At 64.8% G+C, this 26,477-nt stretch carries 21 protein-coding genes; 7 read left to right on the top strand and 14 right to left on the bottom strand.

Going from position 1 to position 26,477, the window contains the following annotated elements; translation table 11 throughout:
- Window positions 1–104 precede the first annotated feature (104 nt).
- From HZ321_RS18170 to HZ321_RS18145, 6 genes are all read left to right on the top strand, one after another.
- Window positions 105–557, top strand: a complete 453-nt coding sequence (locus HZ321_RS18170; protein WP_181703819.1) for an RbsD/FucU family protein — start codon at window positions 105–107, stop codon at window positions 555–557.
- A 36-nt stretch (window positions 558–593) separates the two neighbouring features.
- Window positions 594–1,520, top strand: a complete 927-nt coding sequence (gene rbsK, locus HZ321_RS18165; protein WP_181703818.1) for a ribokinase — start codon at window positions 594–596, stop codon at window positions 1,518–1,520.
- Between the two features lie 29 nt (window positions 1,521–1,549).
- Window positions 1,550–1,990, top strand: a complete 441-nt coding sequence (locus HZ321_RS18160) for an RbsD/FucU family protein (protein WP_181703817.1) — start codon at window positions 1,550–1,552, stop codon at window positions 1,988–1,990.
- Window positions 1,991–2,003: 13 nt separating this feature from the next.
- The gene (locus tag HZ321_RS18155; RefSeq protein WP_181703816.1) at window positions 2,004–3,068 is read left to right on the top strand and encodes an aldo/keto reductase; all 1,065 of its coding nucleotides are present in this window, start codon (window positions 2,004–2,006) and stop codon (window positions 3,066–3,068) included.
- 91 nt (window positions 3,069–3,159) lie between these two features.
- A complete protein-coding gene (locus tag HZ321_RS18150) occupies window positions 3,160–3,705 on the top strand; it encodes a DUF4256 domain-containing protein (RefSeq protein ID WP_181703815.1) in 546 nt (181 codons plus the stop codon).
- A gap of 135 nt (window positions 3,706–3,840) precedes the next feature.
- Window positions 3,841–4,356 (top strand): D-glycero-alpha-D-manno-heptose-1,7-bisphosphate 7-phosphatase, encoded by a 516-nt coding sequence (locus HZ321_RS18145; RefSeq protein ID WP_181703814.1) that lies wholly within the window; start codon window positions 3,841–3,843, stop codon window positions 4,354–4,356.
- 138 nt (window positions 4,357–4,494) lie between these two features.
- Here HZ321_RS18145 and HZ321_RS18140 read toward each other — a convergent pair whose 3' ends face one another.
- From HZ321_RS18140 to HZ321_RS18075, 14 genes are all read right to left on the bottom strand, one after another.
- Window positions 4,495–5,631, bottom strand: coding sequence for a glycosyltransferase family 4 protein (locus HZ321_RS18140; protein WP_181703813.1), 1,137 nt, complete (start codon window positions 5,629–5,631; stop codon window positions 4,495–4,497).
- A 20-nt stretch (window positions 5,632–5,651) separates the two neighbouring features.
- The gene (locus HZ321_RS18135; protein WP_181703812.1) at window positions 5,652–7,601 is read right to left on the bottom strand and encodes a right-handed parallel beta-helix repeat-containing protein; all 1,950 of its coding nucleotides are present in this window, start codon (window positions 7,599–7,601) and stop codon (window positions 5,652–5,654) included.
- A gap of 106 nt (window positions 7,602–7,707) precedes the next feature.
- A complete protein-coding gene (locus tag HZ321_RS18130; RefSeq protein ID WP_181703811.1) occupies window positions 7,708–9,087 on the bottom strand; it encodes a hypothetical protein in 1,380 nt (459 codons plus the stop codon).
- Between the two features lie 19 nt (window positions 9,088–9,106).
- Entirely contained in the window at window positions 9,107–10,276 is a 1,170-nt protein-coding gene (locus HZ321_RS18125; RefSeq protein ID WP_181703810.1) for a glycosyltransferase family 4 protein, read from the bottom strand.
- A 414-nt stretch (window positions 10,277–10,690) separates the two neighbouring features.
- A complete protein-coding gene (locus HZ321_RS18120; RefSeq protein WP_181703809.1) occupies window positions 10,691–11,548 on the bottom strand; it encodes a glycosyltransferase family 2 protein in 858 nt (285 codons plus the stop codon).
- Window positions 11,549–11,717: 169 nt separating this feature from the next.
- Window positions 11,718–12,575, bottom strand: a complete 858-nt coding sequence (locus HZ321_RS18115; RefSeq protein WP_181703808.1) for a WecB/TagA/CpsF family glycosyltransferase — start codon at window positions 12,573–12,575, stop codon at window positions 11,718–11,720.
- A gap of 518 nt (window positions 12,576–13,093) precedes the next feature.
- The gene (locus HZ321_RS18110) at window positions 13,094–13,912 is read right to left on the bottom strand and encodes a hypothetical protein (protein ID WP_181703807.1); all 819 of its coding nucleotides are present in this window, start codon (window positions 13,910–13,912) and stop codon (window positions 13,094–13,096) included.
- Window positions 13,913–13,935: 23 nt separating this feature from the next.
- Window positions 13,936–16,296, bottom strand: a complete 2,361-nt coding sequence (locus HZ321_RS18105; protein WP_181703806.1) for a polysaccharide biosynthesis tyrosine autokinase — start codon at window positions 16,294–16,296, stop codon at window positions 13,936–13,938.
- A gap of 391 nt (window positions 16,297–16,687) precedes the next feature.
- Window positions 16,688–18,781, bottom strand: a complete 2,094-nt coding sequence (locus HZ321_RS18100; protein ID WP_181703805.1) for an oxidoreductase — start codon at window positions 18,779–18,781, stop codon at window positions 16,688–16,690.
- On the bottom strand, window positions 18,778–20,874 hold the full coding sequence (locus HZ321_RS18095) for an oxidoreductase (protein ID WP_194304064.1): 2,097 nt from the start codon (window positions 20,872–20,874) through the stop codon (window positions 18,778–18,780). Before HZ321_RS18095 ends, HZ321_RS18100 begins: the two co-directional genes overlap by 4 nt.
- Before the next feature lie 108 nt (window positions 20,875–20,982).
- Entirely contained in the window at window positions 20,983–21,822 is an 840-nt protein-coding gene (locus tag HZ321_RS18090; protein ID WP_181703804.1) for an ABC transporter ATP-binding protein, read from the bottom strand.
- Window positions 21,810–22,598 carry an ABC transporter permease gene (locus tag HZ321_RS18085; protein ID WP_342343877.1) on the bottom strand — a complete coding sequence of 263 codons (789 nt, stop codon included), beginning with the start codon at window positions 22,596–22,598 and terminating at the stop codon, window positions 21,810–21,812. Before HZ321_RS18085 ends, HZ321_RS18090 begins: the two co-directional genes overlap by 13 nt.
- 65 nt (window positions 22,599–22,663) lie before the next feature.
- Window positions 22,664–23,650, bottom strand: coding sequence for an ABC transporter substrate-binding protein (locus tag HZ321_RS18080; RefSeq protein ID WP_181703803.1), 987 nt, complete (start codon window positions 23,648–23,650; stop codon window positions 22,664–22,666).
- A 209-nt stretch (window positions 23,651–23,859) separates the two neighbouring features.
- Window positions 23,860–24,858: a LysR family transcriptional regulator gene (locus HZ321_RS18075; protein WP_181703802.1), complete on the bottom strand. Its 999-nt coding sequence runs from the start codon at window positions 24,856–24,858 to the stop codon at window positions 23,860–23,862.
- 135 nt (window positions 24,859–24,993) lie between these two features.
- Here HZ321_RS18075 and HZ321_RS18070 point away from each other — a divergent pair, with 135 nt between their 5' ends.
- Window positions 24,994–26,472 carry a DUF2264 domain-containing protein gene (locus tag HZ321_RS18070; RefSeq protein WP_181703801.1) on the top strand — a complete coding sequence of 493 codons (1,479 nt, stop codon included), beginning with the start codon at window positions 24,994–24,996 and terminating at the stop codon, window positions 26,470–26,472.
- The last annotated feature ends 5 nt before the right edge of the window (window positions 26,473–26,477 follow it).

The following is a 26,477-nucleotide window of genomic DNA, read 5'->3' as shown; positions in this document are numbered from 1 at the left end:
TTCACGAGCGAACGAACAAAGGTAAAGTTCCCGCGCGCGACTCAGGGCCGGCATTCACGTGAGGCCGCCGGAGCGCGACCTGCCGGGACAAGGGATGGAAGCACATGCTGAAGGGTCTCGACCCTCTCCTCAACGGAGAGATACTCAACGTGTTGCGCTCGATGGGCCATGGCGACGACCTCGTCGTCTGCGATACTAATTTCCCCGGGGACAGTGTCGCCCGCCAGACCGCCTGGGGCCGGCCGATCCGCATGGACGGCGTCGGTGCGGCCGGAGCGGTCGCGGCGGTGCTTTCCGTCATGCCTCTCGACAGCTTCGTGCCCCATCCGGCAGAACGGATGGAAGTGGTCGGCGAACCGGACACGATTCCGGCCGTCCAGGCCGAGGTTCAGGCCGCCATCGACGCGGCCGAAGGCAAACCCTCTCCGATGGGCTCGGTGGAGCGCTTCGCCTTCTACGAACGCGCGAAGAAGGCCTATGCGGTGCTCATCACCGGCGAACGGCGCTTCTACGGCTGCTTCCTTCTGAAGAAGGGCGTCATTCCGCCGGACGCTTGAGCATACCGCCCGTTTCACCGTCCAGGAGCGCCTTCGATGGCCGGTCATGACGTCGTCGTCCTCGGCATCTTCGTCGCCGATCTTGCCTTCCGTGCGCCCCGCCTCCCGGTGATGGGCGAGACCATCCTGGGGCAGGGCTTCGCCATGGGCCCCGGAGGGAAGGGGTCCAACCAGGTGATCGCGGCGGCACGGGCCGGCGGCAAGGCCGCCATCATCACCCGGGTCGGAACGGACGCCTTCGGCGAGATCGCCCGCAAGGCCTGGGCCACCGATGGCGTGGACACGTCCGCCGTCATTGCCGATCCGGACGCCCCGACCGGCGCGGCTTTCATCTTCGTTTCCACCGAGACCGGCAACAACGCGATCATCGTGGAAAGCGGCGCAGCGGCGAAACTCTCGCCGGCCGACGTGAATGCGGCGGATCATCTGTTCGCAGGCGCCAGGGTGTTCGTCACCCAGTTCGAGCAGCCGATCGAAACCGCGATGGCCGGCCTTGCCGCGGCGCGCCGACACGGGGCGATCACCGTGCTCAACCCCGCGCCGGCGCTTCCGGTCGAGGACGCCATCTTCGCGCTGTGCGACTACGTCACGCCGAACGAGACCGAGGCCGCGACCCTGACCGGCATCGCCGTCGACACGGTCGAGGACGCCCGTCGCGCGGCCGTCGATCTCGTTCGCAGAGGCGCCCGCAACGCCCTGATCACGCTCGGCGACAAGGGCGCGCTCCTGCACGGGGAACACGGCACCCACCTCGTTCCGGCGTTTCCGGTCTCGAAGGTGGTCGACACCACCGGCGCCGGCGACGCCTTCAACGCAGGGTTCTGCCTGGCGCTGGCCGAAGGCCGCCCGGCGCTGGACGCCGTCCGTTTCGGCTGCGCGGTGGCCGGACTTTCCGTCCAGAAGCCCGGAACCGCCCCCGCGATGCCGACCCGCGCCGAGATCGATCGTCTGCTCGCCGGATGACCTCGGCGGCCTTGAGGAGGTGATATGCCATGCTGAAGGGGATCGACCCCGTCGTCCACGCCGAACTGTTGCAGGTGCTGATGCTGATGGGGCATGGCGACGATCTGGTCGTCTGCGACGTCAATCATCCCGCGGTCACCATCGCCAAGGAGACCACCTACGGGAAGCTGGTGAACGTGTCCGGCTGCGGCATACCCCGCGCCGCCGAGGCGATCCTGAAGCTGATGCCGCTCGACACCTTCGTGGAAGCGCCGGTCTCCCGCATGAAGGTGGTCGGCGACCCCGACCGACAGATGCCCATCTTCGCCGCCATGCAGGCGGTGATCGACGCCGCCGAGGGCCGCCGGGTCCCCATGCAGGCGCTGGAACGCTTCGATTTCTACGCGGCCGCAAAGCGCGCCTTCGCCATCGTCCGCACCTCCGATCCCGGCCCCTACGGCTGCTTCATCCTGAAGAAGGGCGTCATCTGAGGGTCTGACCCCCATGAGTTCCCTGCCGTTCGCCGCCAAGGCCTCCGCGGGACGTGGCGCTGAAGTGCCCCCGTCCGACCTGCCGCTGCGCCCGCTCGGCCGCTCCGGCGTCCAACTGCCCGCGCTAGGCTTGGGTTGCGCCGGCCTCGGCGAGCTCTTCACCCCGGTGCCTGAGGCCGAAAGCGACGCCATCCTGCAGACGGCCTGGAACGCTGGCATTCGATACTTCGATACCTCCCCCTGGTACGGCCGCGGCAAGTCGGAGCACCGGGTCGGACGCTTCCTTTGGGACAAGCCCCGGGACGCGGCCATCGTCTCCACCAAGGTCGGACGCCTGTTCCGCCGCCGCGCGGACGTGACCCGCGAGATCGCCGACCAGTGGCTCGCCGGCCTGCCCTTCGAGCCCCGCTTCGATTACACCTACGATGGCATCATGCGGTCCTACGAGGACTCCCAGCAGCGCCTCGGTCTCGACGTGATCGACATGCTGGTCATCCACGACCTCGACCACTGGCACCACGACGAAGCCGCGTTCGAGACTCGTCTCCGCGAGCTCGCGCAGTCCGGCTGGCGGGCGCTCTCCGAACTCCGTGCATGCGGCGCGGTCAAGGCAGTCGGCGCCGGCATCAACCAGTGCGGCTTCACCGGCCGCTTCCTCGACCTGATGCCGCTGGACTTCTTCCTTGTCGCCCTCCGCCTGACGCTGTTGGAACACGCCCCGTTTCTGGCCGACGAGCTGCCGCGCCTTCGACGCGACGGCGTCGGCATCGTCGCCGGCGGCGTCTTCTCCTCCGGCCTCGGGGCAAGCGGTCCCGTGCCGGGCGCGCTCTTTAACTACGCCCCGGCGGGGCCCGACGCGCTGGCGCGCGCCGCCGCCATCGAGACCGTCTGTCAAGCGCACGGCGTGACCCTCGCCGCCGCCGCGCTTCACTACCCCTTGCGTTTTTCAGAGGTGACGTCGGTGATCCCCGGTGCCGTCGCCGCCGATCAGGTCGCCGCCATCGTCACCCTTTATGGAAGCCCGCCTCCGGAGGCCCTGTGGACGGACCTGTCATCTGCCTGCCTCGTCTCGGCCTGACCTCAGATCCGAGCCACTGAGGTGGACGGACCGCCGCCGCGCAGCTACCAATCCCTTGCGGAACGGGGGCCGCGTATTGCGAGGAAGCGACATGGAGTCGACCACGCCCGAGGAACTGCTCGGCATCCTGAAAAGCAGGTTCACAGCCAATCCGACCCGCCATGCCGACCTGGACTGGCAGACCGTGGAATCGAGGCTGCTGGCCGACGCGAAAAAACTGCAGACGGTGCTGGCGATGGAACGGACAGGTGGCGAGCCGGACGTTGTGCGGCTTGGCCCCTTGGAGAGCGACCTCGTCTTCTGCGACTGTTCGCCGGAAAGTCCTGCCGACCGTCGCAGCCTCTGCTACGACGATGCCGCCCTTGAATCGAGGAAGGAAAACAAACCGCGGGGAAGCGCCATGCAAATGGCCGCGGCCATCGGCGTGGAGATCCTGTCCGAACAGCAGTATCGCACGCTTCAGACGCTCGGGGCATTCGACCGCAAGACGTCGAGTTGGGTGCTGACCCCGACGCCGATCCGAACGCTGGGCGGCGCTCTGTTTTGCGACAGGCGCTACAATCAGGTGTTCGTCTACCACAACGGCGCGGAATCCTACTACGCGGCTCGGGGATTTCGCGGCTGCGTCGCGCTGTGATCGTCGCTTTCCTAGAACCTGGATCGTGGAGCCCCCTTGACACGAGGCATCCTCCTGCGGCGAAACCGGCCGACGCGACTTCGGACACGCGAGAGGCTGCGTGGACCGCTGTTTCTCTGGAAAGCCGGACCCTGAATGACGCTCAAGCCTGCCATGTTCCTGGATCGGGACGGTGTCCTCAACGTCGACCACGGTTATGTCGGCACGCCCGACCGCTTCGACTGGATTCCCGGCGCCAGGGAGGCGATCGCGCACGCCAACCGGGCGGATTTCCTGGTCTTCGTGGTCACCAACCAGTCCGGTATCGCGCGGGGCTACTATTCCGAAGCTGATTTCGCCCGGCTCCGCGACCACATCCGCGCCGAACTGGCGGGAACCGGTGCCTGGATCGACGACGAGCGCCACTGCCCCTACCTGGAGGACGCCCCAATCGAGGCCTACCGGCAGGCGTCCACCTGGCGAAAGCCCGAGCCCGGCATGATCCTCGACCTGCTTGACCGTTGGCCGGTGGACCGCTCCAGGAGCTTCCTGGTCGGCGACCGGGACAGCGACCTGGAAGCCGCCCGTCGCGCCGGCATCGCCGGGCACCTCTTCGAAGGGGGCGACCTCCACGGTTTCCTTCTGGATCGCGGCCTTCTTCCGCCAGCCTGAGGCCGGCGGCCCGGGGGAGAGCTTCCGGGGCTCGGGGGGTGCGCTCCGCCGACGTGGGGAACCCGTCGGCGCCGGGCGATCCAGGCCGTTCGGCCGCGCGGGGTATCGGATCGGGCCCGCGAAACCGACGTCCGGCTGTCATTTCGGCGGTGCGGCAAGCGCCTTCAACACGCCCTCGGCGAACCGCTCGGCCATCGCTTCGATCGTGTAGCGCGCGGCGATCGCGCGCGACGCCTCGGACATCGCCGGAAGACGGTCACTCCCCAACAGCCCGATCACCGCGTCGGCATAGGCCTTCGCGTCGGACCAGGGCTTCACGATCAGCCCGCTCCGACCGTCCTCCAGATAGGCGATCTCCGGGCTGTGATAGGGATAGTCCGTCGTGACCACCGGGAGCCCCATCACCCCTGCGTCCAGCACGGCAAGGCCCACCAGGCCAGGGATCAGGAACAGCTTCCCGAGGGCCATCAGCTCCACCTTGTCCTGGCCGAACCGCGGCCCGGTGACCTTCAGCCAGGGCCGATCCTTGGCTGCCTGCTCCAGCAGCGGAAGATCCACGCCGCCGCCCACGGCGACGAACTCGAAGTCCGGGACCGCCGCGCGGATCAGATCCAGGCACTCCACCAGGAACGGCACCCGCTTGTCGGGATAGATACCGCCGACGTAGACGCAGGTGTTCGACCCGACGAGCCCGAGTTCCGCGCGCCTGATTGCCAGCCGTTCAGCCGTGACCGCCGCCGCCTGGCTTCGCAGGGTGCTCGTATCGACGGCGTTGTTGAACACCGTGATCCGGTCCGCCGGATACCCGATCGACTGCAGATGCTTCGAGGTCTGGTCGGTATAGGCGAACCACCAGTCGACCCGGGTGGCAAGAGCACTCTTGAACCGCTCGGCGAGTGAATGGGGATCTCTGGACTGAAAATTCCGCCCATGGCCGAAGAACGCTACCTTTTGCCGTCCTGCAAGGCTGATCATTTGGCAAAAGTAATTGAGCAGTAGAAGGTTCTCTTGCTGGACAATCACGAGGTCCGATGCGAGCACGTCAGCGAAAGCCATTTGGAGCATCGGGCCTTTATTCCCCAGTCTGAGCAAGGGAACCTTGCGACCCCACGGTATCTCCACAGTGTCCTTCTTAATTTTGTAGGAACCGAAGGGCTCGGAATAGTAAACGCAATAATCCACGTCACTAGACGCAAGCAGAGATCTTACATTCTCATGAAACGGCTGTCGGTAGTGATATGAAGGCGGATAGTAAAAACCGGCTTTCCAACGCATCGCGGTAATCTCCATTAGTGTCATCGACGCGCGATGGCGGTCCACACGCTTGCGTTACGGGAAAGTCGATCCGTCGTGTTCCTCAGGGCGTTACGGGTATCCATCGACACATCGTCTGGCCATGTCCGATCGATCCAGGCGTTGACGGCGGGCAGATCCTCCCTTTCGAGATCCGCATCTTCCAAGCCCTCGTGGTTCTGCCCCAGCCGCGCATAGGTCTGGGCCACGCCCTTGAAGTGGAACAGCGGTCCGCCGATAGCGACATTTCCGGAGAAGCCGTTGTTGATGGGCTCGCCGGGATGGCCGTTCAGGATATCGGTCAAACCTGGATACCGGTCCGAATAGGGCGGCCGGTTGTAGGGAACAGCGGCGAGTCCCTTCCGCAAGGTGCTGTTGGGATCGAGAGGGTAGAGATGCTTCTCGGCCAGGCCCCAGGAATGGAAGGTGATGGCCCCGGCCGGGCAGGCGGACGTTCTCGGCGGCCGTGCGAGCAGGTTGCCTTCGATGCGATTGTCTCGTCCGCCGCCGACGATGATCGGCTGGCAGACGTTGATGAGGATGTTGTGCAGCACGCTGGTCCCGCTCAGCAGGTCGTCCAGGTAGATCCCACGCACCTCCATGGCTTTCGGCTCGTCGGGAGTCGCAAGCAGGCTGGGCTCCTCCAGGGGGACGATGTCGTGCAGGTAGTTTCCTTCGATCACGTTCCCCCGAAAGGTCCAATCCCGTCCGGCATAGATGGCGCCCGCATCGCTCGTCTCCTGGACGACGCGAGTGATCTCGTTGAAGGCGATCCGATGGTCGTTGCCGGCGAATGTGATCGCGTTGTGCGGCAGGTCCGCGATGAAGGTGTCCTCCACACTGTTGCCGACACCATCGAGCCGCACGGCCGGACGATAGGTGCGCTTGCGCACCGACGTGTTCGTGATCACGGACTGCCGGACCGCATGCCCGCCCGGGGCAAGCGTCTGGCGATCTCCGCCCGCCAGGTCGATGCCGGTACCGCCGATATCAAAAACCCGCATCCGTTCGACCACGACCGCATGACCGCCGCGGACGCGAATGCCGGTATCGCCCACATGCATGACGCTGCCGTCGCGGATCACCGCGCCTTCCACGTCTCGCAAGTCCAGCCCGTTTCCGATGGAATAGGCGAAATGGATGTTCTCCAGGACCACGCGACCGCCGCCGACGATGCTGATGAGCGAGCGTGCGACCGGGATCTGGAATTCTGGCGCCTCGGCATCGTCCAGCGGCCGTATGAAGATCCGGCCTGTCGTCGGATCTGAGACGTATTCCCCCGGCTCCGTCAGATCCGCCGGCGCGCCGTGAACAGCGTAGCGGAGCCCGGGCATGGGCTTGAACGCCTGTCTCAGCGGCGCGAGGGCCAACTGGCCCAGCGTGGCGTTCAGCGTTTTGACGTCGGCCGCCTCATGCAGCCAGTCGAAGCCGAAATAGCCGCTGACCGACAACCCGGCCCCGGCCCAATCGGCCGCCTTCTCGGGAGGAACGTCGAATACGAGCCTGGCCGGATCGTCCGAGCGCAGCACTGCAGCCCTGGCGTATCCGGACTTCGGCCAGGACGCGCACGTCAATCGGCGGTCGCCCTGGTACACCGCGACAAGCGAGCCGGCCAGGCAACCCGGCTTCCTCTCGCCGCCGTCGATCCAAAGCTTGCGGATGAGGCTGTCGGCCTCGATGACGAACAAGCTCTTGTCGCGACGCATCCCGTTCGGGAGAGCTTCGTCCGGCCCGACCCGGCGCGCCCGATAGGACCGGGACCCATGGATCCGCGTCTTTCCGTTCACGTCTCCCCGAAGCACCACGCCCCCCCGTGCGAGCGCGCCGAGTTCCAAGGGAGAGCGCAATTCGAATGTCTTCGCAGGCAGATGAAACACACGCTGGCCATTCTCGACGGTGGCTGTTACGCCCTGGCTCTTGTCCAGCACCGAAAGGGCGGAAACGGCGCCCACGTCGGGACACGCCGAGAAGAGGAAAATCGCCGCAACGATGAGCGACGAAATCGGGGCCGGTAGGCGCCGGAAAACGGTCCCATGGTGAGAGCGCGCTCTGGTCGGACTACACATTGGTCGTTTGCCAGTTCTGGGTCGACTGAGAGCCAGGAATACTCGTCGGGCGAATTTTCAGACGGAGGCGAGAGGCGGTAACCGCCAAAGCCAGAACCCAGATCGCTTCGCCGCGGATATCATAGCCGTATCCGAACACGGCACAGGTGACGGTAAAGGCGATCGCAAGACTGGATGAAAGAACGCGAGTGTCGACCAGGCCGTGAACGGCTGCGCGGATATTGGTCAGGAAGCAGAGCGCGAGAAGGACCATGTATGCGCTCAACCCGACAATCCCGCTCAAGGCAAGCAGGCCGTAGTACATGCTATGCATAGAATGTTCCCACAGGTCCTGGGTATTACTCATGAATATGAATGGCTTCTGGCCTGCTGGGAGCCCGAAGAACATCTGGAAGGAAGTCCAGTTCGAGTGGAAATCCATGAGAAGACCTTCCCATACGAGTTGTCGTGTCTCGATTGTCCTCGATCGCCGGCTGAGCCAGTCCGAAAGTGAATTCGGCAGCGTTTCCGCTGCTAAGCGTTCAATCTGCTCCCCGATCTCAACCGAGTAGAAGAAGATGCAGAACAACATCAGGAACGAAAGGAACAGCGTGGTAGCGCCACGAAGGTCTCTGAAGCGACCGTTCCCGCATAAAACCAGGAAAATCAGGCCTGAAGCTGCAGCAAAGGTAGCAGTGCCTTGCTTGACCTGGATCAGTGTAAATAGAAAAGAGAAGGCAATGACGGCTGTAAACTGGAGACGGATTGGTTGAATATTTTTTTGAAAGTTTGAAAGAATATGGTCAATACTGTATAGAAGCGCTATTCCAACGATGAAAGCTCCACTGGAAGATAGAGCACGCCCACCTTCGTTGACGTCGAGAGGGTCAAAAACCTCATGCTGCATCAGGAAACCGGGACCGAAAACTGCGCGGAGGAGTGTGAGTACGACCAGCCCAAGTCCTGCACGAATGAAAGCCAGTCTCACTGTGGCGTTGAAATCGTCTCGCATTGGAATGAAGGGTGCGAGAAGCAGGATGCAGATCGTCGACCCGTGCGCCCTGAGAGAAATGATCGAAGCGAAGAAATCTCCAAAGCCACGGAGAACTCCGAAGACAAGTATCGCCGGGAGAACCAAGGCGGCGCCGGTAACAATATTCATAGACGGGCGCTTGTGAAGAAGATTGACCCACAGCGCGATCAGGTTGAAGAGCAGCGATATCTCGCTGACCGTCAGGTTGTAGTTGCCGAGCATGGCAAGTGAATAGTGACCCACCACCTCGCGGTAGAAGGCGGAAAGGAGCGCCACGGAAATCGCCAAGTGGATCCACCGTTCGGCACTGGCAGGGCCGAACAGATCCGCTGGAATGTAGGGGATCCGGCGCGATTGCATGCAACAGCTCCTGGGCGGCCTAAGGGCCGGCCGTGTCGGTTTGAGGCCGTATCGTCGTGTAGACGTCCATGTAGACCGACGAGGTACGCTCGACATCGAACCGCTGTTCGATGTCGCGCCGCGACGCCTCGCGGAGCCGTTGATAGGCGGTTAGATCGGACTGGAGATGAAGGACCGCGTTGGCGATGGCGTCCGGGTTCCTCACGTCGACGGCCAGCCCCGCCTCCCCGAGGACGTGGGACACGGCGCCGGAATTCACCCCTCCGATCGCGGGGACACCGCGCGCCTTCGCCTCTGCGATGATCACGCCGAACGTCTCCTGCAACGAGGGGTGCACCAGCACGTCGGCGTGATCGGACAGAAACGACATCAAAGTCTCATGGGCGGCCGGTCCATGTCCGACCACCCCCGGTTCGCCGTGGGCGAACGAGGTTTCGAGGCCGGGCCCGAACAGGTGGAGTTCGGCATGCGGCAGCCGGCACTTCACCTCCCGAAAGGCCAGCACGCTGGCGCGGACGTTCTTGCGCCGGGTCGCGTCTCCCACGGTGACGAGGTTGAAGCGTTTCGAAAGGTCCCGGTCGGCCTGTGGTTCGGCCGTCGGAACCGAGACACCGTTGGAGACCACGTCGACGGGGCCGAAGTATCCGTAGTGCCGTGGCAGACGCTTCATCATCGGGGAAACGACAGTCAGCCGTTGGATGCGCGGCATTACCCGCAGCATCATGATCAACCGCATCAGTCGATACGCGTCCCGATATAGCCAGAGGTTGTCCCAGCCTACGTCATGCATGGTCACGACGTGCGGAATACCGCTGCGAACGGCCGCCTCGGCGTACTCGTAGGTCCAGTGGGCGTGGACCAGGTCCGAAGAGACGGCTCGAATCTCCGCCTCCAGCGCTCTGATTTCCTTGGAGAACAAGTCCATCGCCCGCACCCGGGCGCGGTATCTCGGCGCGCCGCGAAGCGGCACGTAGGTCAAAGCGAACCGGTCCCTGGCAACCCTCGAAACCGTGTCGATGGTCGCATCCAACGAGACGACGCTGACGGTGTGGCCCCGCTCCAGCAGTTGATGCGCCAGCAGGGGAACCACGACGCCGCCCGCTGCGCCGGCGGGGTAACCCTCGAGATCCAGGCCGGAAAGGGCCGAGAAGGCAGCGGTGTCGAACGGCCCGGCCAATGTGATCTTCATCGGTGGCACTCGGTGGGTTCGAGTGGTGCGCCAGCCGATCTGCCGCGCCCGATGGCGGCCTCCAGTCGCGTCGGAACATGGTGGGGCCGGACGAAGGTGTGGCGCGCCGATCGACTGTCCCGAGATCCGGCGACCAACCGGTCCGCGGCGGCTGGACACGCTCCGGCGATCTGGAATCGGGCGTCCCTCGCCGGACACGCCGACGGGGGATCGATCACGATGCTGATCGTCGGGTCCGAACGGCCCGATGCCCCCGACGGGCGCTGCGGCGTGCCGCTTCCGGTCGTTCGGAACGATGACTCCGCGGTCAAGATAGGCCTCTCCTTGATTCGATCCGGTCGGATGGAACCGCCTTGCTGTCCGATCATGGCCTGAGCCTCGTGCGGCATCGAACGCGAGGCGGTTCCGTCAGACTTATCGCCGTCGGGAAAACGTGGCGCGCAGCAACCCGACGTAGGGCGCGAGAACGACCGCAGGGGCCCACAAGCCGAAATTCCGGGCGTAGGCGAGGCTGGGCCTTAAGGGATGGCCCAGGGGATGCTCCATCTTGGCAAGCCGCTCCCTGAACCGAAGGCCGGGCGCCTTGAAGTTGCTTCGGCCGGTGGTGTTGGCTTCGCAGACACCGGCATAGCCGGGCATCACCCAACTGCGAACACCCGCCTTGCGAGCTCGCAGGCCGAAATCGAAGTCGCCGAGAGTATGCGTGAAGGCTTCGGGGATATTGCCGGCGACGTCGGCGACCGCGGACGGAATCAGAAGGAAGTTTCCGTTCACCGTCGCGCATTCCGTTGCCTCGTTCAGGTTCGGTTCGACCATCTGGAACTTCCAGGTGAAGATCGGGGAAGCCCGGCGGTAGCCGGAGTATGTCGTTCGCAGCGAGTCGGGTGCGCGCATGGCGCCGACGACGATGTGTTCGCCGCCGTGCGAGCCCTTCAGCCTCGTATAGGTGTCCAGCGCGCGCTGGAGGGCATCGGGAAACAACTCCACGTCGTCGTTCAGCCAAAGGTAGAAGTCGTGTTTTTCCCGCAGAGCGGCCCCATAGGCCACACGCATGCCTCCGGCCCAGAACAGAGTGCCGTCGCCGGCATGGACGAGGACATCCGGGAAGGCTTGACGGATCGCCTCGGCCGAACCGTCGCTGCTCGCGTCGTCGAGTACATGGACACGCAGTGTTATTTCCGGGGCCGTCGTCGACGCCAGAAGTCGGCCAAGGCAGGCGAGCGTCCGGTCCTTTCGGTTGTGGCATGCGATGCAGACGGCGACGGATGTCATGCGAGCGGTCTCGCGGCGACTTCAGTCGTGCGGCCGTCCAGCCTGCAGGCGCTGGCCGCCGACCGGCGGCCGCATCGCGGGCGGCAGTCCGAGCCGGTCCAGGCGGTGTCGTCAACCGGCCCGAACCGCGGAGATGAAATGGCTTGCCCGAGTGGCGGACGAAGTCGGTTCATTGGCCTGCTCGCTTGATACCAACCTGCTCCAGCGCAACGGCCAGGACGAAGCGCGGTGCATAGAACAGGTAGCGCCTCCAAAGCCGTCCCGGTTCGGAAGAAAGGCGATGGAGCCATTCGAGCCCGCTCTCGCGCATCCACACCGGGGCCCGCTTGATGGAGCCGGCGTGGAAGTCGAACGCGGCACCGACGCCGAAAAGGACACCGCTGCCAAGGTGTGGGGCGGCCCGCATCATCCAGCGCTCCTGCTTGGGGCTCGAAAGGCCGACCCACACGAAATGGGCTTCGGATTTTCGGATGAGCTCGAACTCCTGCAGCTCCTCGTCCGACGGCGCGTCGTTCAACGGAACGTCCCGAATCGGGGGCGTGAAGCATCCCGCGACCTTGAGGCCCGGGTACCGTCGGCTGAGCTCCTGCGCCATCATTTCGGCGACTCCGGGCTTACCGCCATAGAAGAAGTGGCGCATGGTCGTGGTCGAGGTCGCCTCGCATACGCGGTCCACGAGATCCGGGCCCGCGGTGCGCCCGATTTCCCGCCCGTGGCCCCGCAGCCGCCCGACCCAGGTCAGCGGCATGCCATCGGGCACGACCATGTGCGCTCTCCTATGGAGCCCCAGCAGTTCGGGATCATCGACCGCGCGCATGAGCCCGTGAACATCCCTGACGAAGACGACACGCAGCAGCCTTTCGGCTGCCCAGGACAACACGATCGACTGAGCCCGCTCAGGAGTCACAAGGCTGATCGGCACGCCGAGTATGTCAATGTTCCGCGGAGCGAAGGTGCCATCATCAGTTCGGGCGTCGATCTGGTGGATCGGCAATGGAAGACCATGATCACCTAAGCTTCCAGTCATCGCACCACACCTGTTCTCTTTGTGTACATCGACAACGGAAATGCGGTTGAAACTTCAGTTCCCTTCAGCGACGGCCAAGGAAGCCGGGAGGCGAGGCAACTCTGAACACTGGTCTGCGACTATCAAAGAGTAGAGAGGCAACATGAACCGCTCTCCGGTCCATAAGGATGTGAAACGCTCGATGACGTTCCGCGCCAAGATCGAAACAACAGGGCGATCAACGGTACTAGTATTCATGAATACATACATATGATGACCGTTCATCCCGTACTGTAGGATAAATACGGAATCATCACTGTCGAGCCGGGAAGATCGCACCCAAAGCATGCAGGACTTTGATGCGGCCCCGATGATGCCATCAGCGTTTCGGACGGTTACGAAACCCTGTTCGATGAGGGCGCCGGCGAGCACCTCTTCAAGCCGACCAGGATCGAGTTGAACGGAGCGTTCGGGCATCGCGGCTTTGAGGATTGCCCCGCCGACGGCGAACAGAGTGAGTGCGATGAGTCCTCTCCGGGTCATCGCCTGAGCACCATGTAGGGAACCAGCAAGGCGGCGATGGAGCCTGTCACCCCGGCAATCGTCGTGCCGACTTCGCCATGCGCCAAGTCGTAAAGATTGGGATCGAGCGCTATGATGCCGATCCGAATGGTATTGATCAGGACGACGACGACGCAAGACAGCAGCATTGCTGAAACAAGGCGATACTTGCCGCTTTCGGGAAAGAAACTGGCTACGGTCACGCACGCCAGGATGGCCCAGGAGAGATTGGAAAACGAAGAGCAGGCTTCCAGAACCTGCAAGACCGTGGATCCGTCCGTGGAATAGACCAGGTTTCCTTGGCTCCCTGTTCCGGCGAAGACGCCGATGACGAAGGCGTCGGCCGAAAGGATGTAGGGTCGGAAGATGGAGGCGATGTAGCGGGCCCATTGCCCGCTGAAGGCGAGCCCGAGCAGGATGCTGCCGAGAGCCCAGCCGGTGCCCGACTGGCGCCGACCGATGGTGAGGTACAACCCGACAAGCGTGACGGCTAGCCAGGACGCGACCGTCAACGGCACCAACATCAAGATTGCGCAGACGCCGATCAGGCCGACCCGCCAGCGGTCTGCAAAAAGCGGCTCGTCTTGCGGAACGAGCTGGATGGCCCGATACATGGCCAACAATGCGACGACGTTGATGCCGAAGGTTTTTGTTGCAAACGCGACGAAGTCGCCCTTCAGAAGCAGGCCATAACTCGCGACGATATGAGCATTGGCGAACAGACCGATCAGCAGGACCAGCGCCGCTGTGTTCACGCCGGCCGTCTTTTCCTGGCGATGAGTAGCAATGGCCGTCATGGTTCGTCCTGTTGAACATCAAGTCAATTCTTCAGGTATGATTTGTATCGAGCCGAGTAATAGCTGACGTCACCCGCGCTCTGATAGAGACTTAGTCGCTTCGGATCGACCTTGTTAAGTATAACTCCAAGTATCTTGTTGCGAACTTCGAATTGCTTTCGAAGTTCATCAACGATGGACGATCGAGAGGTCGCTCCCCATTCGACGACGAAGACGAAACTGTCGATGATCTGAGATACAACGCGCGTATCGATGACAGGTCCGATCGGCGGGAGATCAAGCAGAACGTACTCGTACTCCCGCCCTAGATCGGCAAGAAGGCTGCTCATCGTTGGGGACGACAGGACTTCGCTGGTATGCGGGATGTAATGTCGCTCCATCGCGCCGGGCAGGACATGCAGTCCGGATGCCTTTTCCACATAGATGAGGTCTTTGTGGTTCCGCTCGCCAAGAAGAACTTCGACCAGTCCGGCATCGGCGAAGGGCGTGACGCTGCGCGTGAGGCCCGGATTCCTCAGATCGGCATCGATGATGATGGTACGAGCGCCCGAATGCGCCATGTTGCTAGCGAGGTTCTTGGCGATGGTGGTCTTGCCCTCGCCCGGAAGCAAGGAAGCGATCCCGATCACCTTTGATGGCCGGCCGACACGGCTCACATCGATGGCCATCTTGGCCGCCCGCATCGTTTCGGCGAACTGTGAATGCGGTGCGTCGAGGGCGGCAGACAACACCGGCGGAAGGATCGGAACAGAACGTTTGCCGAAGTCGGCGGCGTCCACGAACAGCGGCGTCCGGTTTGCAAGAATGACGGGCTGTTGGCCCGCCCCTCTCTTCCGGCCTTCCGCAGACAACGAGGGTCGCTCCGGTTTCGGATCGTTCGCCGTCTTCGGCACCATGCCGAACATCTCGATCCCGAGATGGCTGCTGATCTGTTCGCTGGTCCGGAATCCGCGATCCCGGTACTCGCGGGCGGCCGCCACGCACGCCCCGCCGGCAAGTCCGACGACCAGCAGAAGCGCCGCGGAGACTGAGTTCTTTCGAGTATTCGGAGCAAGCGGGACCTCCGCGGGGGTGATCACGCGAGCTTCCGAGATCGGGAACGACTGCCGTTGGATGCTTTCCTGGTAGCGCTTGAGAAACTCCTGGTAGAGGCTGTCGTAGGCGGCAGCCTCGCGCTCGAGTTCGCGAAGGTTAACCATCTGCTCGTTGTCTGCGATGTTGCGCGTCGACAGTCCGCTCAGCCCGTTCTCCAGCGATTCAACACGCTTGGCGGCGATCTCCGCCTCGCTCTTCAGCGTCTGCGCGACACGCTCCAGCTCCAGCAGCATCAGGCGCTTGTAGTTACCCATCTCGTCGCGCAGGTTGCGCGCCTGGATGTGGTTCGGCCCGTAGCGGGCGGAGAAGTCGGCCTCCATCTTGGAGGCGCGGAGATAGCGCCCCCGCAATTCACTGATGACGGAGTTGTTCAGGCTCTCCGCGATGGAAGAATCCGGGTCGCCACTCGCGATGAGATCTTGGATTTGCTTGTAGCGGGCGTCGGCGGAACTCTTGTCGGCACGAGCCAGAACAAGTTGGCTCGTGACCTGCGAAAGCTCCTGGTCGGCCAGCAAACGACCGTCGGTCGACGTCAGGTTGCTTTCGGCCTTGAATCGCTGGACGGCCATGTCGGACGACAGGGCCTTGTCTCTCAATTCGTTGATTCGCGACTGCATCCAATCGGTTGCGCGCCGCGTGGCGTCGTATTTCGACCCCAACTGATCTTCGATGTAGGCCTCCGCGAAGGCGTTCACGATCTCTGCGGCCAGGATCTGATCGGGCGCCGTGAAGCTCAACTCCAACGCATAGGTACGGCCGAGACGACGGACTTCGATACCACCGGCGAGGGCGCCGAGGATCTGGCGTCGGGTGATATACTCCTTGATCTGCGGACTGGCTTCCGGCTCGGCCGAACTCCAGGACAGCAGATCGGAGACGAACGTCTTGATGTCCTTGATCGCACCGGAAATCGGGCCGGGCTTGCCCAGGAGCCGGTCCGGATCTTCCATAAGTTGTAGACGATTGAGAACCTTGGCGGCGACGTTGGTGGATTGGATCAACACAACCTGGCTGTCGACGGCGCCGGTTTCGAACATGAACGCGGCGCCGGTTGTCAGATCCTGAACAGCGCTGGCCTTCTGACCGTCCAGCAACACTTGAGTCGTCGCACGATACTGCGGCGGGGCGTCCCAGAGATAAAGGAGCGCCAACAACGCACCGATCAAACCGCCGCCCGCCAGCACCCAAATCTGCCGACGCAGAATACCCAGATAGAGCGCGACGTTGAACCCATTGGTCGTTGCCTCCAGATCATTGGGCCGTTCCTGGGGTTCGACTTCCTTCAACATCCAGCCTCCACGCGTGTCCGCAGGTCAAAACCGCTGATTGACTTTGGTTATTCAAAGATAATCAGAACCTGATAAGACGTGTATATGGAGAGATCGCCGACAAAACCGTGCAGGGTATATCCGTCAATATCACAATCGCCGAGATGCCATCAAGGCAAACGTAGACAAAAATAACAAATGGCATAAATGTCATAAAACAGCGTCAAGCAACACGACTGTATCGTTTGACTAAATCGATTCCAGTGATGCATGAAAAGGCGGCAGGGTTCCCGGCCTGCGAGGGACGGCACTGTTCGCGCGAAACTGCACGCTGCTCTGCGGCGTAATCGCCCAGTAATTCCGGAGCTTCGATGGGCCGAAAACGTGGGTACGGTTCTAAGCCATCCCGACGTCAGGCCAACTGGGTAATCTCGCGAAGGAAGGGCGGTACCTCGTCTGAAGCAATCGGAGCGTCCAATTCTTCCGCATACTTGCGGCCAGCATAGGTTGCGTGAGCGATCGTGGCTGGCGCAAGCGCGTCAGCGATGACTTGAACGTCCCGCAGCCCTTTGGAGAGCCAGATTGATTTGCTTGTCCTGAGCTCATCGGCGAGGCCCGCGTTCGGCAGCCGAGCGGTCACCAGCACGAGGCTGTCGGCAGGGCAGGTCTCCTCACGGCCGGTATAGATGCAACGCAAGGTAGCTTCTCGGTTGCCGTAGGCAGCCAAGGTCCTGGCGACCGTGATCCGGATTCCAGCCTCCAGCATGCGCCGTTGGATAAAGGTCTGCTCCATGGTAGCGCGCGTCCAGGTTGCGGCCTCCGGCGCCGGCGTTACGTAGTGCACTACGTAGCCCTCTGTAGCGAGTTTTTCCGCGACTACACTGCCCATGTAGTAGTGGTCGTCATCCCAGACGATGACCGTCCGCCCATTCGGTAGGCAACCGTCCATGATGTCGTCCGGCGTCAGAATATCCCCGCCTCTCTCAAGCGGTGGTAGGACGGTGGTGTGCTGGTGACCGATGCCGTCCCGCCGCCATGTGGCGCCGGTGGCGATCAGCACGCGGGGGAAGCCGAAGCCGAGCACGTCGTCGGCCGTGAGCTTGCTGTCGAAGTAGATCTCCACGTTGGGCAGCTTGGTGAGCTGGCCCTGCCGGTAGTCGCGCACCCGGATCCAGGCGGCGAGCCCGGGCAGCCGGGACTCCCGGACCACCCGCCCGCCGAGCACCGTGCCCGCCTCCGCGAGCGTTACCGGATATCCGCGTTTTCCAAGCACCGTGGCGGCCTCCAGTCCGGCGGGCCCGGCACCGACGATCAGCACAGGCTCCTGCGACCGGGCAGGCCTGACCTTTTCCGGATGCCAGCCGCGGCGCCACTCCTCGGCCATGGTCGGGTTCTGGGTGCAGCGGATCGGCGACATCGTCAGGTCGCCGGAAACGCAGATGTTGCAGCCGATGCACTCCCGGATGTCCTCGATCCGTCCCTCGTTGACTTTGGCGGGCAGGAACGGGTCGGCGATCGACGGCCGGGCGCAGCCGATCAGGTCGAGGATGCCTTTCTTCACCAGCGACACCATCCGGTCGACGGAGGTGTAGCGGCCGACCCCGACGACCGGCTTGCCGGTCAGCTTCTTGATGCCGGAGATGAACGGCTCCTCGTGCCCCTCCTCGGCGAAGCGCGAGGTGCGGCTGTCGTTGTCCCACCCGGAGAGGGTGAGATCCCAGAAGTCGGGCAGGTCGGCAATCTCGCCGATCATCTCCTCCACCTCGTCCTTGTGGAGGCCCGCTTCGCCCAGGAGCTCGTCGACCGAGATCCGCACCGGGATCGCACAATCCCCGCCCGCCGCTTCCAGGCTATCTTCGATCACCTCCTTCAGGAGCCGGACGCGGTTCTTGATGGAACCGCCGTACTCGTCCGTCCGATCGTTGAAGCGCCGGGAGAGGAAGTGATGCAGGAAGCCGAAGGTGTGCGCCGCGTAGACGTAGATGATGTCGAACCCGGCCGTCTTGGCGCGCCGGACGGCCGTCTGGTGCCAGCGGCGCAGGTTGCGGATGTCCTCAAGGTCCATCCGGCGCGATTGCACGGGATCGTAGGTGAAGGTCATCACCGGCAGGTGCGAGGGTCCCATCGGCACTTCGCGGCTGTAGAGGTTGGGCCCGTTCATGCCGTTGTAGGCGAGCTCCACCCCCGCGAGCGCGTCATGGGCATGGATGTGCTCCGCCATCCGCGCCAGCACCGGGATGTCGCGCTCGTCCCACAGCCGCAGCTCGATGAACGGCGTGATCTCCGACGTGTGGTGGAACTCCACCTGCTCGGTGCACACCACGCCCCAGCCGCCCTCCGCCTTGATGCCGCGCATCACGGCGGCGGCGGTCGGGTCCCGGTAGCCGAGGCCGTTGCAGTGGGGCACCTGGTAGAAGCGGTTCTTGGTGACCTTCGGACCGAGCTTTACCGGCTCGAACAGGATGTCGTACCGCGGATCCCGGGCGGTGGTGACGGGCGCGTTCATAGGAGCCTCGCAACTTCGCGGCGGAAGGGGGTGACGTCGGGATCGATGACAGCGCCGAGTTCCTCGGCATAGCGATGGCCGGAGTAGACGGCCGCTGCGATGGTCCCTGGCGCGACGGCATCGCCGACGCGGGTGACCGAGCGGATGCCGGCGCCGGCCCACTCGTTTTCGCGTGCGGAGAGTGCGTGGAAGAGCGCCAGATCGGGAGTGCGTGCGGTGACCATCACCACGCCGTCCGTTTCAAGAGTGCTCTCCCGCCCGGTCACGGTGCAGGCGAGACCGACGTGCCCGGCCCCGACGTCAGTGGGGAGTTTGGAGACCAGGATCTCAACGCCGAGCTCCATCAGGCGGGCCTGGATCCGGTGCTGCTCCATGGTGTTGATGGTCCACGCGGAAACCATCAGAGCGGGCGTGACCAGCGTGACCGCGGCCCCGTCTCGCGCAAGTTTCTCCGCGATGACGCCGCCCATGTAGTAGTGGTCGTCGTCGAACACGACGATCCGCCCGGTCGCCGTACGTCCGGCCATGACGTCGTCCGGCGTCAGCACCGGCATCGACGGATCGATCGCGACTGGCGACTGGTGGAAGCGGCCGACGCCATCGGCTCGCCAGTGCGACCCCGTCGCCAGCACGACATGCTCGAAGCCGAAGGAGAGCACGTCGTCGGCCGAGAGCCGGCTGTCGCGGTAGACCTCCACGTTGGTCATCCGGCCGATCTGGCCGACCCGGTAGTCGCGGACGCGGCCCCAGGCCGACAGGCCGGGTAGGCGGCATTCCCGCTCGACCCGCCCACCGAGCACGGTGCCGGCTTCCGCGAGCTTGACCTCGTGACCGCGACGGCCGAGCGACAGCGCTGCCTCCAGGCCGGCCGGTCCGGCGCCGACGACGAGGACCGTTCCTTCCGCCTCCTTGGGACGGATCCGTTCCGGATGCCATCCACGCCGCCATTCCTCGCCCATGGTGGGGTTCTGGGTGCAGCGGATCGGCGACATCGTGAAATCGCCGGAAACACAGATGTTGCAGCCGATGCACTCCCGGATGTCCTCCATCCGGCCTTCTTCGATCTTCTTTGGCAGGAAGGGATCGGCGATCGAGGGTCGCGCCGCGCCGATCATGTCGAGAATGCCTTGGCGGACCATGCGGACCATCAGGTCCGGCGATGTGAACCGGCCGACGCCGACCACCGGCTTCCTTGTCACCTGCTTGACTGTCGTGACGAAGGGCTCCTGGTAGCCCTCCTCGGCAAAGCGCGACGTCTGGCTGTCGTTCTCCCAGCCGGACAGCGTGAGGTCCCACATGTCAGGGTACTCGTCGAGGAGCGCGATGATCTCCTTGGCCTCTTCCCGGTGCAGGCCCGCGGGTCCGATCAGCTCGTCGGTGGAGATCCGGCAGACGACGCCGCACTGGTCGCCGGCCGCCTCCTTAGTTTCCTCGATCAGCTCCTTGAGGAGGCGGACGCGGTTCTGCAGGCTGCCGCCGTATTCGTCGGTGCGCTGGTTGTAGCGCCGGGACAGGAAGAACATCGGCCCGCCCAGGAACTTGCCGGCATAGACGTAGAGGATGTCGAAGCCTGCCCGCTTGCCCCGCCGGGCGGCCTGCCCGTGCCAACGGACGAGATTGCGGATGTCGGTACGGTCCATGGCGCGGGCCTGCACCGGATCGAAGGTGAAGGTCGCGACGGGCAGGTCCGCCGGCCCCATCGGGATCTCGCGGGAGGTGAAGTTCGGGCTGTTGGCGCCGTTGTAGCAGAGCTCCAGGCCGGCGAGCGCGTCATGCTCATGGATCCAATCGGCCGAGCGGGCGAGCGCCGGAATGTCGTCCTCGCCCCAGATCCGCGCCTCGATGAACGGCGTGATCTCCGAACTGTGGTGGATCTCCGCTTGCTCGGTGCAGACCACCGACCAGCCGCCCTCGGCCTTGATCTTGCGCATCATCGCCGCGCCGGACGGATCCCGGTAGCCCATGCCGTTGCAGTTCGGCACCTGATAGAACCGGTTCCGTGCCGTCACCGGCCCGATCTTCACCGGCTCGAACAGGATGTCGAAGCGCGGATCGCGCACGGTGGACGGCTGGGCGGCGGGCTTGTCGAGCATGGCATGCATCCGGGGTATGCGCCGCCGTTCGCCGCGACGGCGGTTGCGGGTCCGGCGGTCGTGGGAGGCCGCAAGGTGAGGGCAGGCTCGGGCCGGCCGGGCCGGCCGCTAGTGCTCCTCGTCGATCTCGTCGTGGAGGAGGCCGATGATCTTGCGCTTGAGCGCGATGAACTCCGGCTCCAGCACCATGTCCATCGAGCGCGGCCGGGGGATGTCGACGAGGAGGTCCGCCTTGATCCGGCCGGGGCGAGCGGTCATCACCAGCACCCTGTCGCCGAGCAGGATGGCCTCGTCGATGTCGTGGGTGACGAAGAGCACCGTCTTGTGGCTGTGCTCCCAGACCCGCAGCAGCAGCTTCTGCATCACGCCGCGGGTCTGGCTGTCGAGCGCGCCGAACGGCTCGTCCATCAGGAGGACGTCCGGGTCGTTGGCAAGCGCCCGGGCGATCGCCACGCGCTGCTTCATGCCGCCGGAAAGCTGGCTCGGGTGGTGGTCGGCGAACTGGGTGAGCCCAACTTCGGCGAGGAAGCGGTCGGCGATGGCGCGCCGCGTCGCCGCGTCCATGCCCTGCCGCTTGGGGCCATATTCCACGTTTTCGCGAACGGTGAGCCACGGGAAGAGGGTGTAGCTCTGGAACACCATGCCGCGGTCGCGGCCGGGCTCGTCGACCTGCTTGCCGTTGACGGCGATCGTGCCGTTGGTGACCTCGTGCAGCCCCGCGATCAGGTAGAGCAGGCTGGACTTGCCGCAGCCCGAGGGTCCGACGAGGACGCAGAACTGGTTCTCCGGCACTTCGAACGAGACCCGGTCGAGCGCCAGCGTTCCCTGAGGACCGCCGTACTGCAGGTCGACGGAGCGCACCGAGAGGCTTGTCGCGGTGCCGCTGCGCGGCGCGGCGTCGGCCGCCCCCGGCTCGGGCACCGGGCGGAACTGCTTCACCGTGCCCATGGCGCGACCCGGGTCCGGAGATGGCGGAAGGCCTGGTCGGTGATCAGGCCGAGCAGGCCGATGGTGGCGATGGCCAGAAAGATGATCTCCACTTGGAAGCCGCGCATCGCCTTCATGCTGATGTAGCCGAGGCCGGAGGAAGCCGCGACCAGCTCGGCGACGACCAGATAGGTCCAGGCCCAGCCCATCGTCACGCGGAGGGTGTCCATGATCCCAGGCAGCGCCGCCGGGAAGATCACGTGCCAAACCACCTCCGAGCGCTTGGTGCCGAGCGTGTAGGAGGCGTTGATGAGGTCGGGATGAACGCTGCGCGCGCTGTCGGCGATCATCACGAGCTGCTGGAAGAAGGTGCCGAAGAAGATCACCGCCACCCGCTGCTCGATGCCGATGCCGATCCACAGGATGAACAGCGGCACGAAGGAGGAGACGGGAAGGTAGCGCACGAAGTTGACCACCGGCTCCAACGCGGCCTGCACCACCTTGTAGGTGCCCATCCAGAGCCCGACCGGCACGGCGATCGCCGACGAGATGAAGAAGCCGAGCAGCACGACCTGCGCGCTGGCGAGCGTGTGGGTGAGAAGCCGCCCGTCGCCGCCGAGCTCCTGAGCCGCGCCGATCACGGCCTGCGGCGTCGGGAGAAACATCTTCGGCACCACGCCGGCGTTGCTGACCAACACCCAGGCGGCGAGCAGTGCCACCCACACGGTGACCCCAGCCCCGATCACGATCCGGCCGGGAATGTCGCCGAAGGGAATAAAGAGGCTCTTCTTCTTCACGGGATGGCGCTCTTTCGCGAAAGGCGGGCCGGCGCGGCTGGTGCCGCGCCGGTTGGCTCAGACGGTCACGGCTCGACGGTCAGCCACTTCGGCTCGATCAGGTCGGCGTAGCCGATCTCCATCTTGAGCTTGCCGAAGCCGCCCCAGATCTTGGCGCCGAGCGCCATCAGGTCCTTCGCCTCGCCAGCCTCCGGGGTGCCGAAGAACTCGATGTTGCGGGCCCGGTCGTAGAACCGCACGCCGGCTGCCGCGCCGGCGAAGTCGGCCGGGTTGGAGAGGTAGCCGCCGACGCCCTTGGCCATCACCTCGTAGGCCTTCTCCGGCTCGGCCTTGATGTAGTCCATCGCCTTGTAGACGCCCTTGACGAAGCCCTCGACCTTGTCGGGGTGCTTCTCGATGTAGTCGCAGGTGATGTCGACCACGTCGACGATCGCGCCGGGGGTGGTGGAGGAGTCGATCAGCACCTTGCCGGTCTTCTGGGTGCGCACCAGCGTCAGGTGCGGTTCCCAGGTGACGGCGACCGGGATGCGGCCGGCGATGAAGGCGGCAGCGGCGTCGTCGGCGGTCATGTTGGTGATCGTGACGTCGGCTTCCGTCATGCCTTCCTTGGTGAGCAGCTGGTTGAACCAGAACTGGCTCACCGAGCCCTCGTTCATGCCGACTTCCTTGCCCTTGATGTCCTGCAGCGAATTGATGCCGTCGGCCACCAGCACGCCGTCGCCGCCATGGCTGTCGTCGAGCGCGACAACCGCCTTGAAGCAGAACTCCGGCGAACGGTACTTCATGATCTCGTCGAGCGTGGAGGCGTTGCCCTCCAGGTTGCCGGCGGCGACCGCGGCCATGTAGAGCGAGGCGTCCTCGATGATCTGCAGCTCGACGTCGACGCCATATTCCTTGAAGAAGCCCATGTCGCGGGCCAGGAACAACGGGCCGTAGCCGACCCACGTGGTCATGCCGAGGCGCAGCGGCTCGGCCTGCGCCGCGCCGGCGGCGAGCGAAGCGGATGCGGCGAGAGCGACGGCGGCGGCGCGCATCGCGGACGAAATGGTCATCGGTTTGGACCCCCCTGGATGGCCTCGGCTCATGCCGGGCGCGAAATCAGTCGCCGAGCGGCGGGAGCATTCCGTCCGGCGCGGCCCGCCTTGTAGAAAATCGGCGTCCCTGGAGCGCGCACCGGCGGCGGACCGGCCTTTTCCTGCCGCCCTCTCCGTCTCGATCGGCAAATCCAATCACCGTCCTTGGGTCGGAAAAAATAGTCTTTTCAATTTTCCTGGTTCGGTTTTTTAAAACCAACCCCGTCGCCGGCCGATTTCGCGCGGAGCGAGCGCCGCTCCAGTGCCGGTGCCACCATGCCGGGGATGTAGGCGTCCGAGATGAACGACTGGCAGTGCCGCTCGAACGCCTCCAGCAGCCGCGATTTCTTAAGCCGCGCGAGCGTCACCAGCCCCATCGTCATCGGCCGGTGGTCGCCCGCCAGCCGCACCCGCACAACCTTCCGCCCGTCGAGCGCGAAGTCCGACCGGGGCCGCACGTTGGCGAGCGTGTAGCCGTAGCCGTTGGCGACCATCGTGCGCACCACGTCCTGGTGGCTGGAACGCGAATGCACCGTCGGCTGGATCCCGACCGCCATGAAGAGGGCGAGGAAATACTCCCTGCTCATCGGCAGGTCGAGGAGGATCAGCGGCTCGCCGGCCAGTTCCTGCAGCGTCACCGCCGAGAGCCGCGCGAACGGGTGCGACTCGCTCACCACCACGTGCGCCGGCAACTGGACGAGCGGGGTGAACGCTATGCCCTCCGGGATCTGCAGGTCGTAGGTGATCGCCACGTCGATCTCCGACCGCCTGAGCCCCTCCAGCAGCCATTCCTGGTGGTTCTCGTGATGCCGGACGGTGGTCGCCGGAAAGGCGGCGGTGAACGAGTAGCTGAGCTCCGGCAGCACCATCGGCGCCAGCGTCACCAGGCAGCCGACGGAAAGCCGCCCCCGGATCTGGTCGGTCACCTCCGAGGCGGATGTGTAGAGACCCTCCGCCTGCTCGATCAACCGCTTGGCGTCGCCCAGCAGCACCCGGCCTGCCGGCGTCAGCGATAGCCCTTGCGCGTGATGGCGGATGAAGAGCTGGACGCCGAGTTCCTGCTCCAGCTGGGAGATCGCGGTGGAGATCGAAGGCTGGGAAATGTTGATCCGCTCGGAGGCGAGCGTGATCGAGCCGGTCTCCCCCGCCGCGATGAAATACTCCAGCTGCCTGAAGGTGAAACGCATGCCGCCCCCGCCTGGGGAACCTTGCCCGAGCGCGCCTGCGATGGCAATCCGACACGGGGCCGCGAACGCGGGTGGGACGGCCGCAAGCGATGCTGTACCTTGCACAGCAACAACGTGAACGGAGGCGCCTGGACGATGCGGCGGTGGATCGCGGCCTTGTCGGTGCTGGTGCTGGCCGGCGTGCTCTCCGCCGCGATCGTCCGTCGGGACGCGGTGGACGGTTGGTCCAGCTACCGCGCCATGAGCGAGCGGCCGACTGCCGCCGATCGCGCCGCTGCCGCCGCCTTCCTCGACGGCCGCGCCGCGCCCGCCGCCCGCTTCGAGGCGCTGTTCGGCTACTTCCTGGCCGGCTTCGTCGCCAACGCCTCGGCCGATTTCGCCCGCGTCGACTACACCGGCCTGCCGTCCGACCGCGGATTCCGGGTGAGCGGCCTGGAGGGCTTCGCCCGCACCGCGCCGCTCCTCGGCGCCTGGATCCACAGCGGACGGCCAGCGGTGATCCCCGACCCGGCGAGCGGCGAGCCGGTGGACCTCGTCGCGGTCCTGCGCCAGGGCATCCTGGCCGGAACCGATCCCGACGGCCCGTCCTATTGGGGCGATGTGCGCGGCGACGACCAGCGGATCGTGGAAAGCGCCGACATCGCGCGCCTCCTCTGGCTCACCCGGCCGGTGCTTTGGGACCGGCTCGGCGAGGCCGAGCAGGCGCAGGTCGCGGCCTGGCTCCTCCAGGCGGTTCGCGCCGAGATCACCTTCCGCAACAACTGGGACCTGTTCCAGGTCGTGGTGGCGACCTTCCTGGACACCGTCGGCCGGATTCCACAGGTCGAGCGCAACGGATACCGCACCTTCATCGCCAACCTGCGCGAAAGCGGCTGGTTCACCGACGGGCCGACCGGCGAGGTGGACTTCTACAACGCCTGGGGCATCAGCTACGACCTGTTCTGGATTCACCAGATGAAGCCGGACTTCGACCCGGCGTTCCTGGTCCCTGCGCTGGTCGAAAGCGGCCGCCTCACCGCCCATCTCGTCTCACCGCGGGGCATCCCGATCCTCGGTCGCAGCGCCTGCTACCGCACCGCGGTTCCGAGCCCCGTGCTCGCCGCCTCCATGCTCGATCCCGCCGCCATACCGCCCGGCCTCGCCCGCCGCGCGCTGGACGCCACCTGGACCTACTTCGTGGAACGCGACGTCCTGCGCGACGGCTCGCTCACCATGGGCTACCTGGAAACCGATCTGCGCCTCGTCGACCGCTACACCGGCCCCGGCAGCTGCCATTGGGGTCTGCGGTCGCTGACGCTGGCCATCATGCAGCCGCCCGTCGATCCGTTCTGGACCGCCCCGGCCGTGCCGCTGCCCGTCGAGCGCGCCGACTTCCGCCTGGACCTGCCCAAGCTCGGCTGGGTGGTATCGGGCAGCCAGGAAACCGGGGAGATCCGGATCGAGATCCCCGCCAATACCCTCCCGGCCGCCGGCCTGGAGGACCAGTCGCTTTCCATGAAGCTCTGGGAGACGCTGAGGCAGCGGCCGGCCCGCCCGCCGAACGACGCTGCCCGCTACGGGCTGAACCGCTATTCCTCCGCCGACCCCTACGGCAGCGCATCGGGACGGCCGTGAGGTCG

The organism is Chthonobacter albigriseus, assembly GCF_013839445.1.
GTDB lineage: Bacteria > Pseudomonadota > Alphaproteobacteria > Rhizobiales > Pleomorphomonadaceae > Chthonobacter > Chthonobacter albigriseus.
The sequence above is the reverse complement of the archived record's forward strand: the minus strand, read 5'-3'. Positions and strand labels throughout refer to the sequence as shown.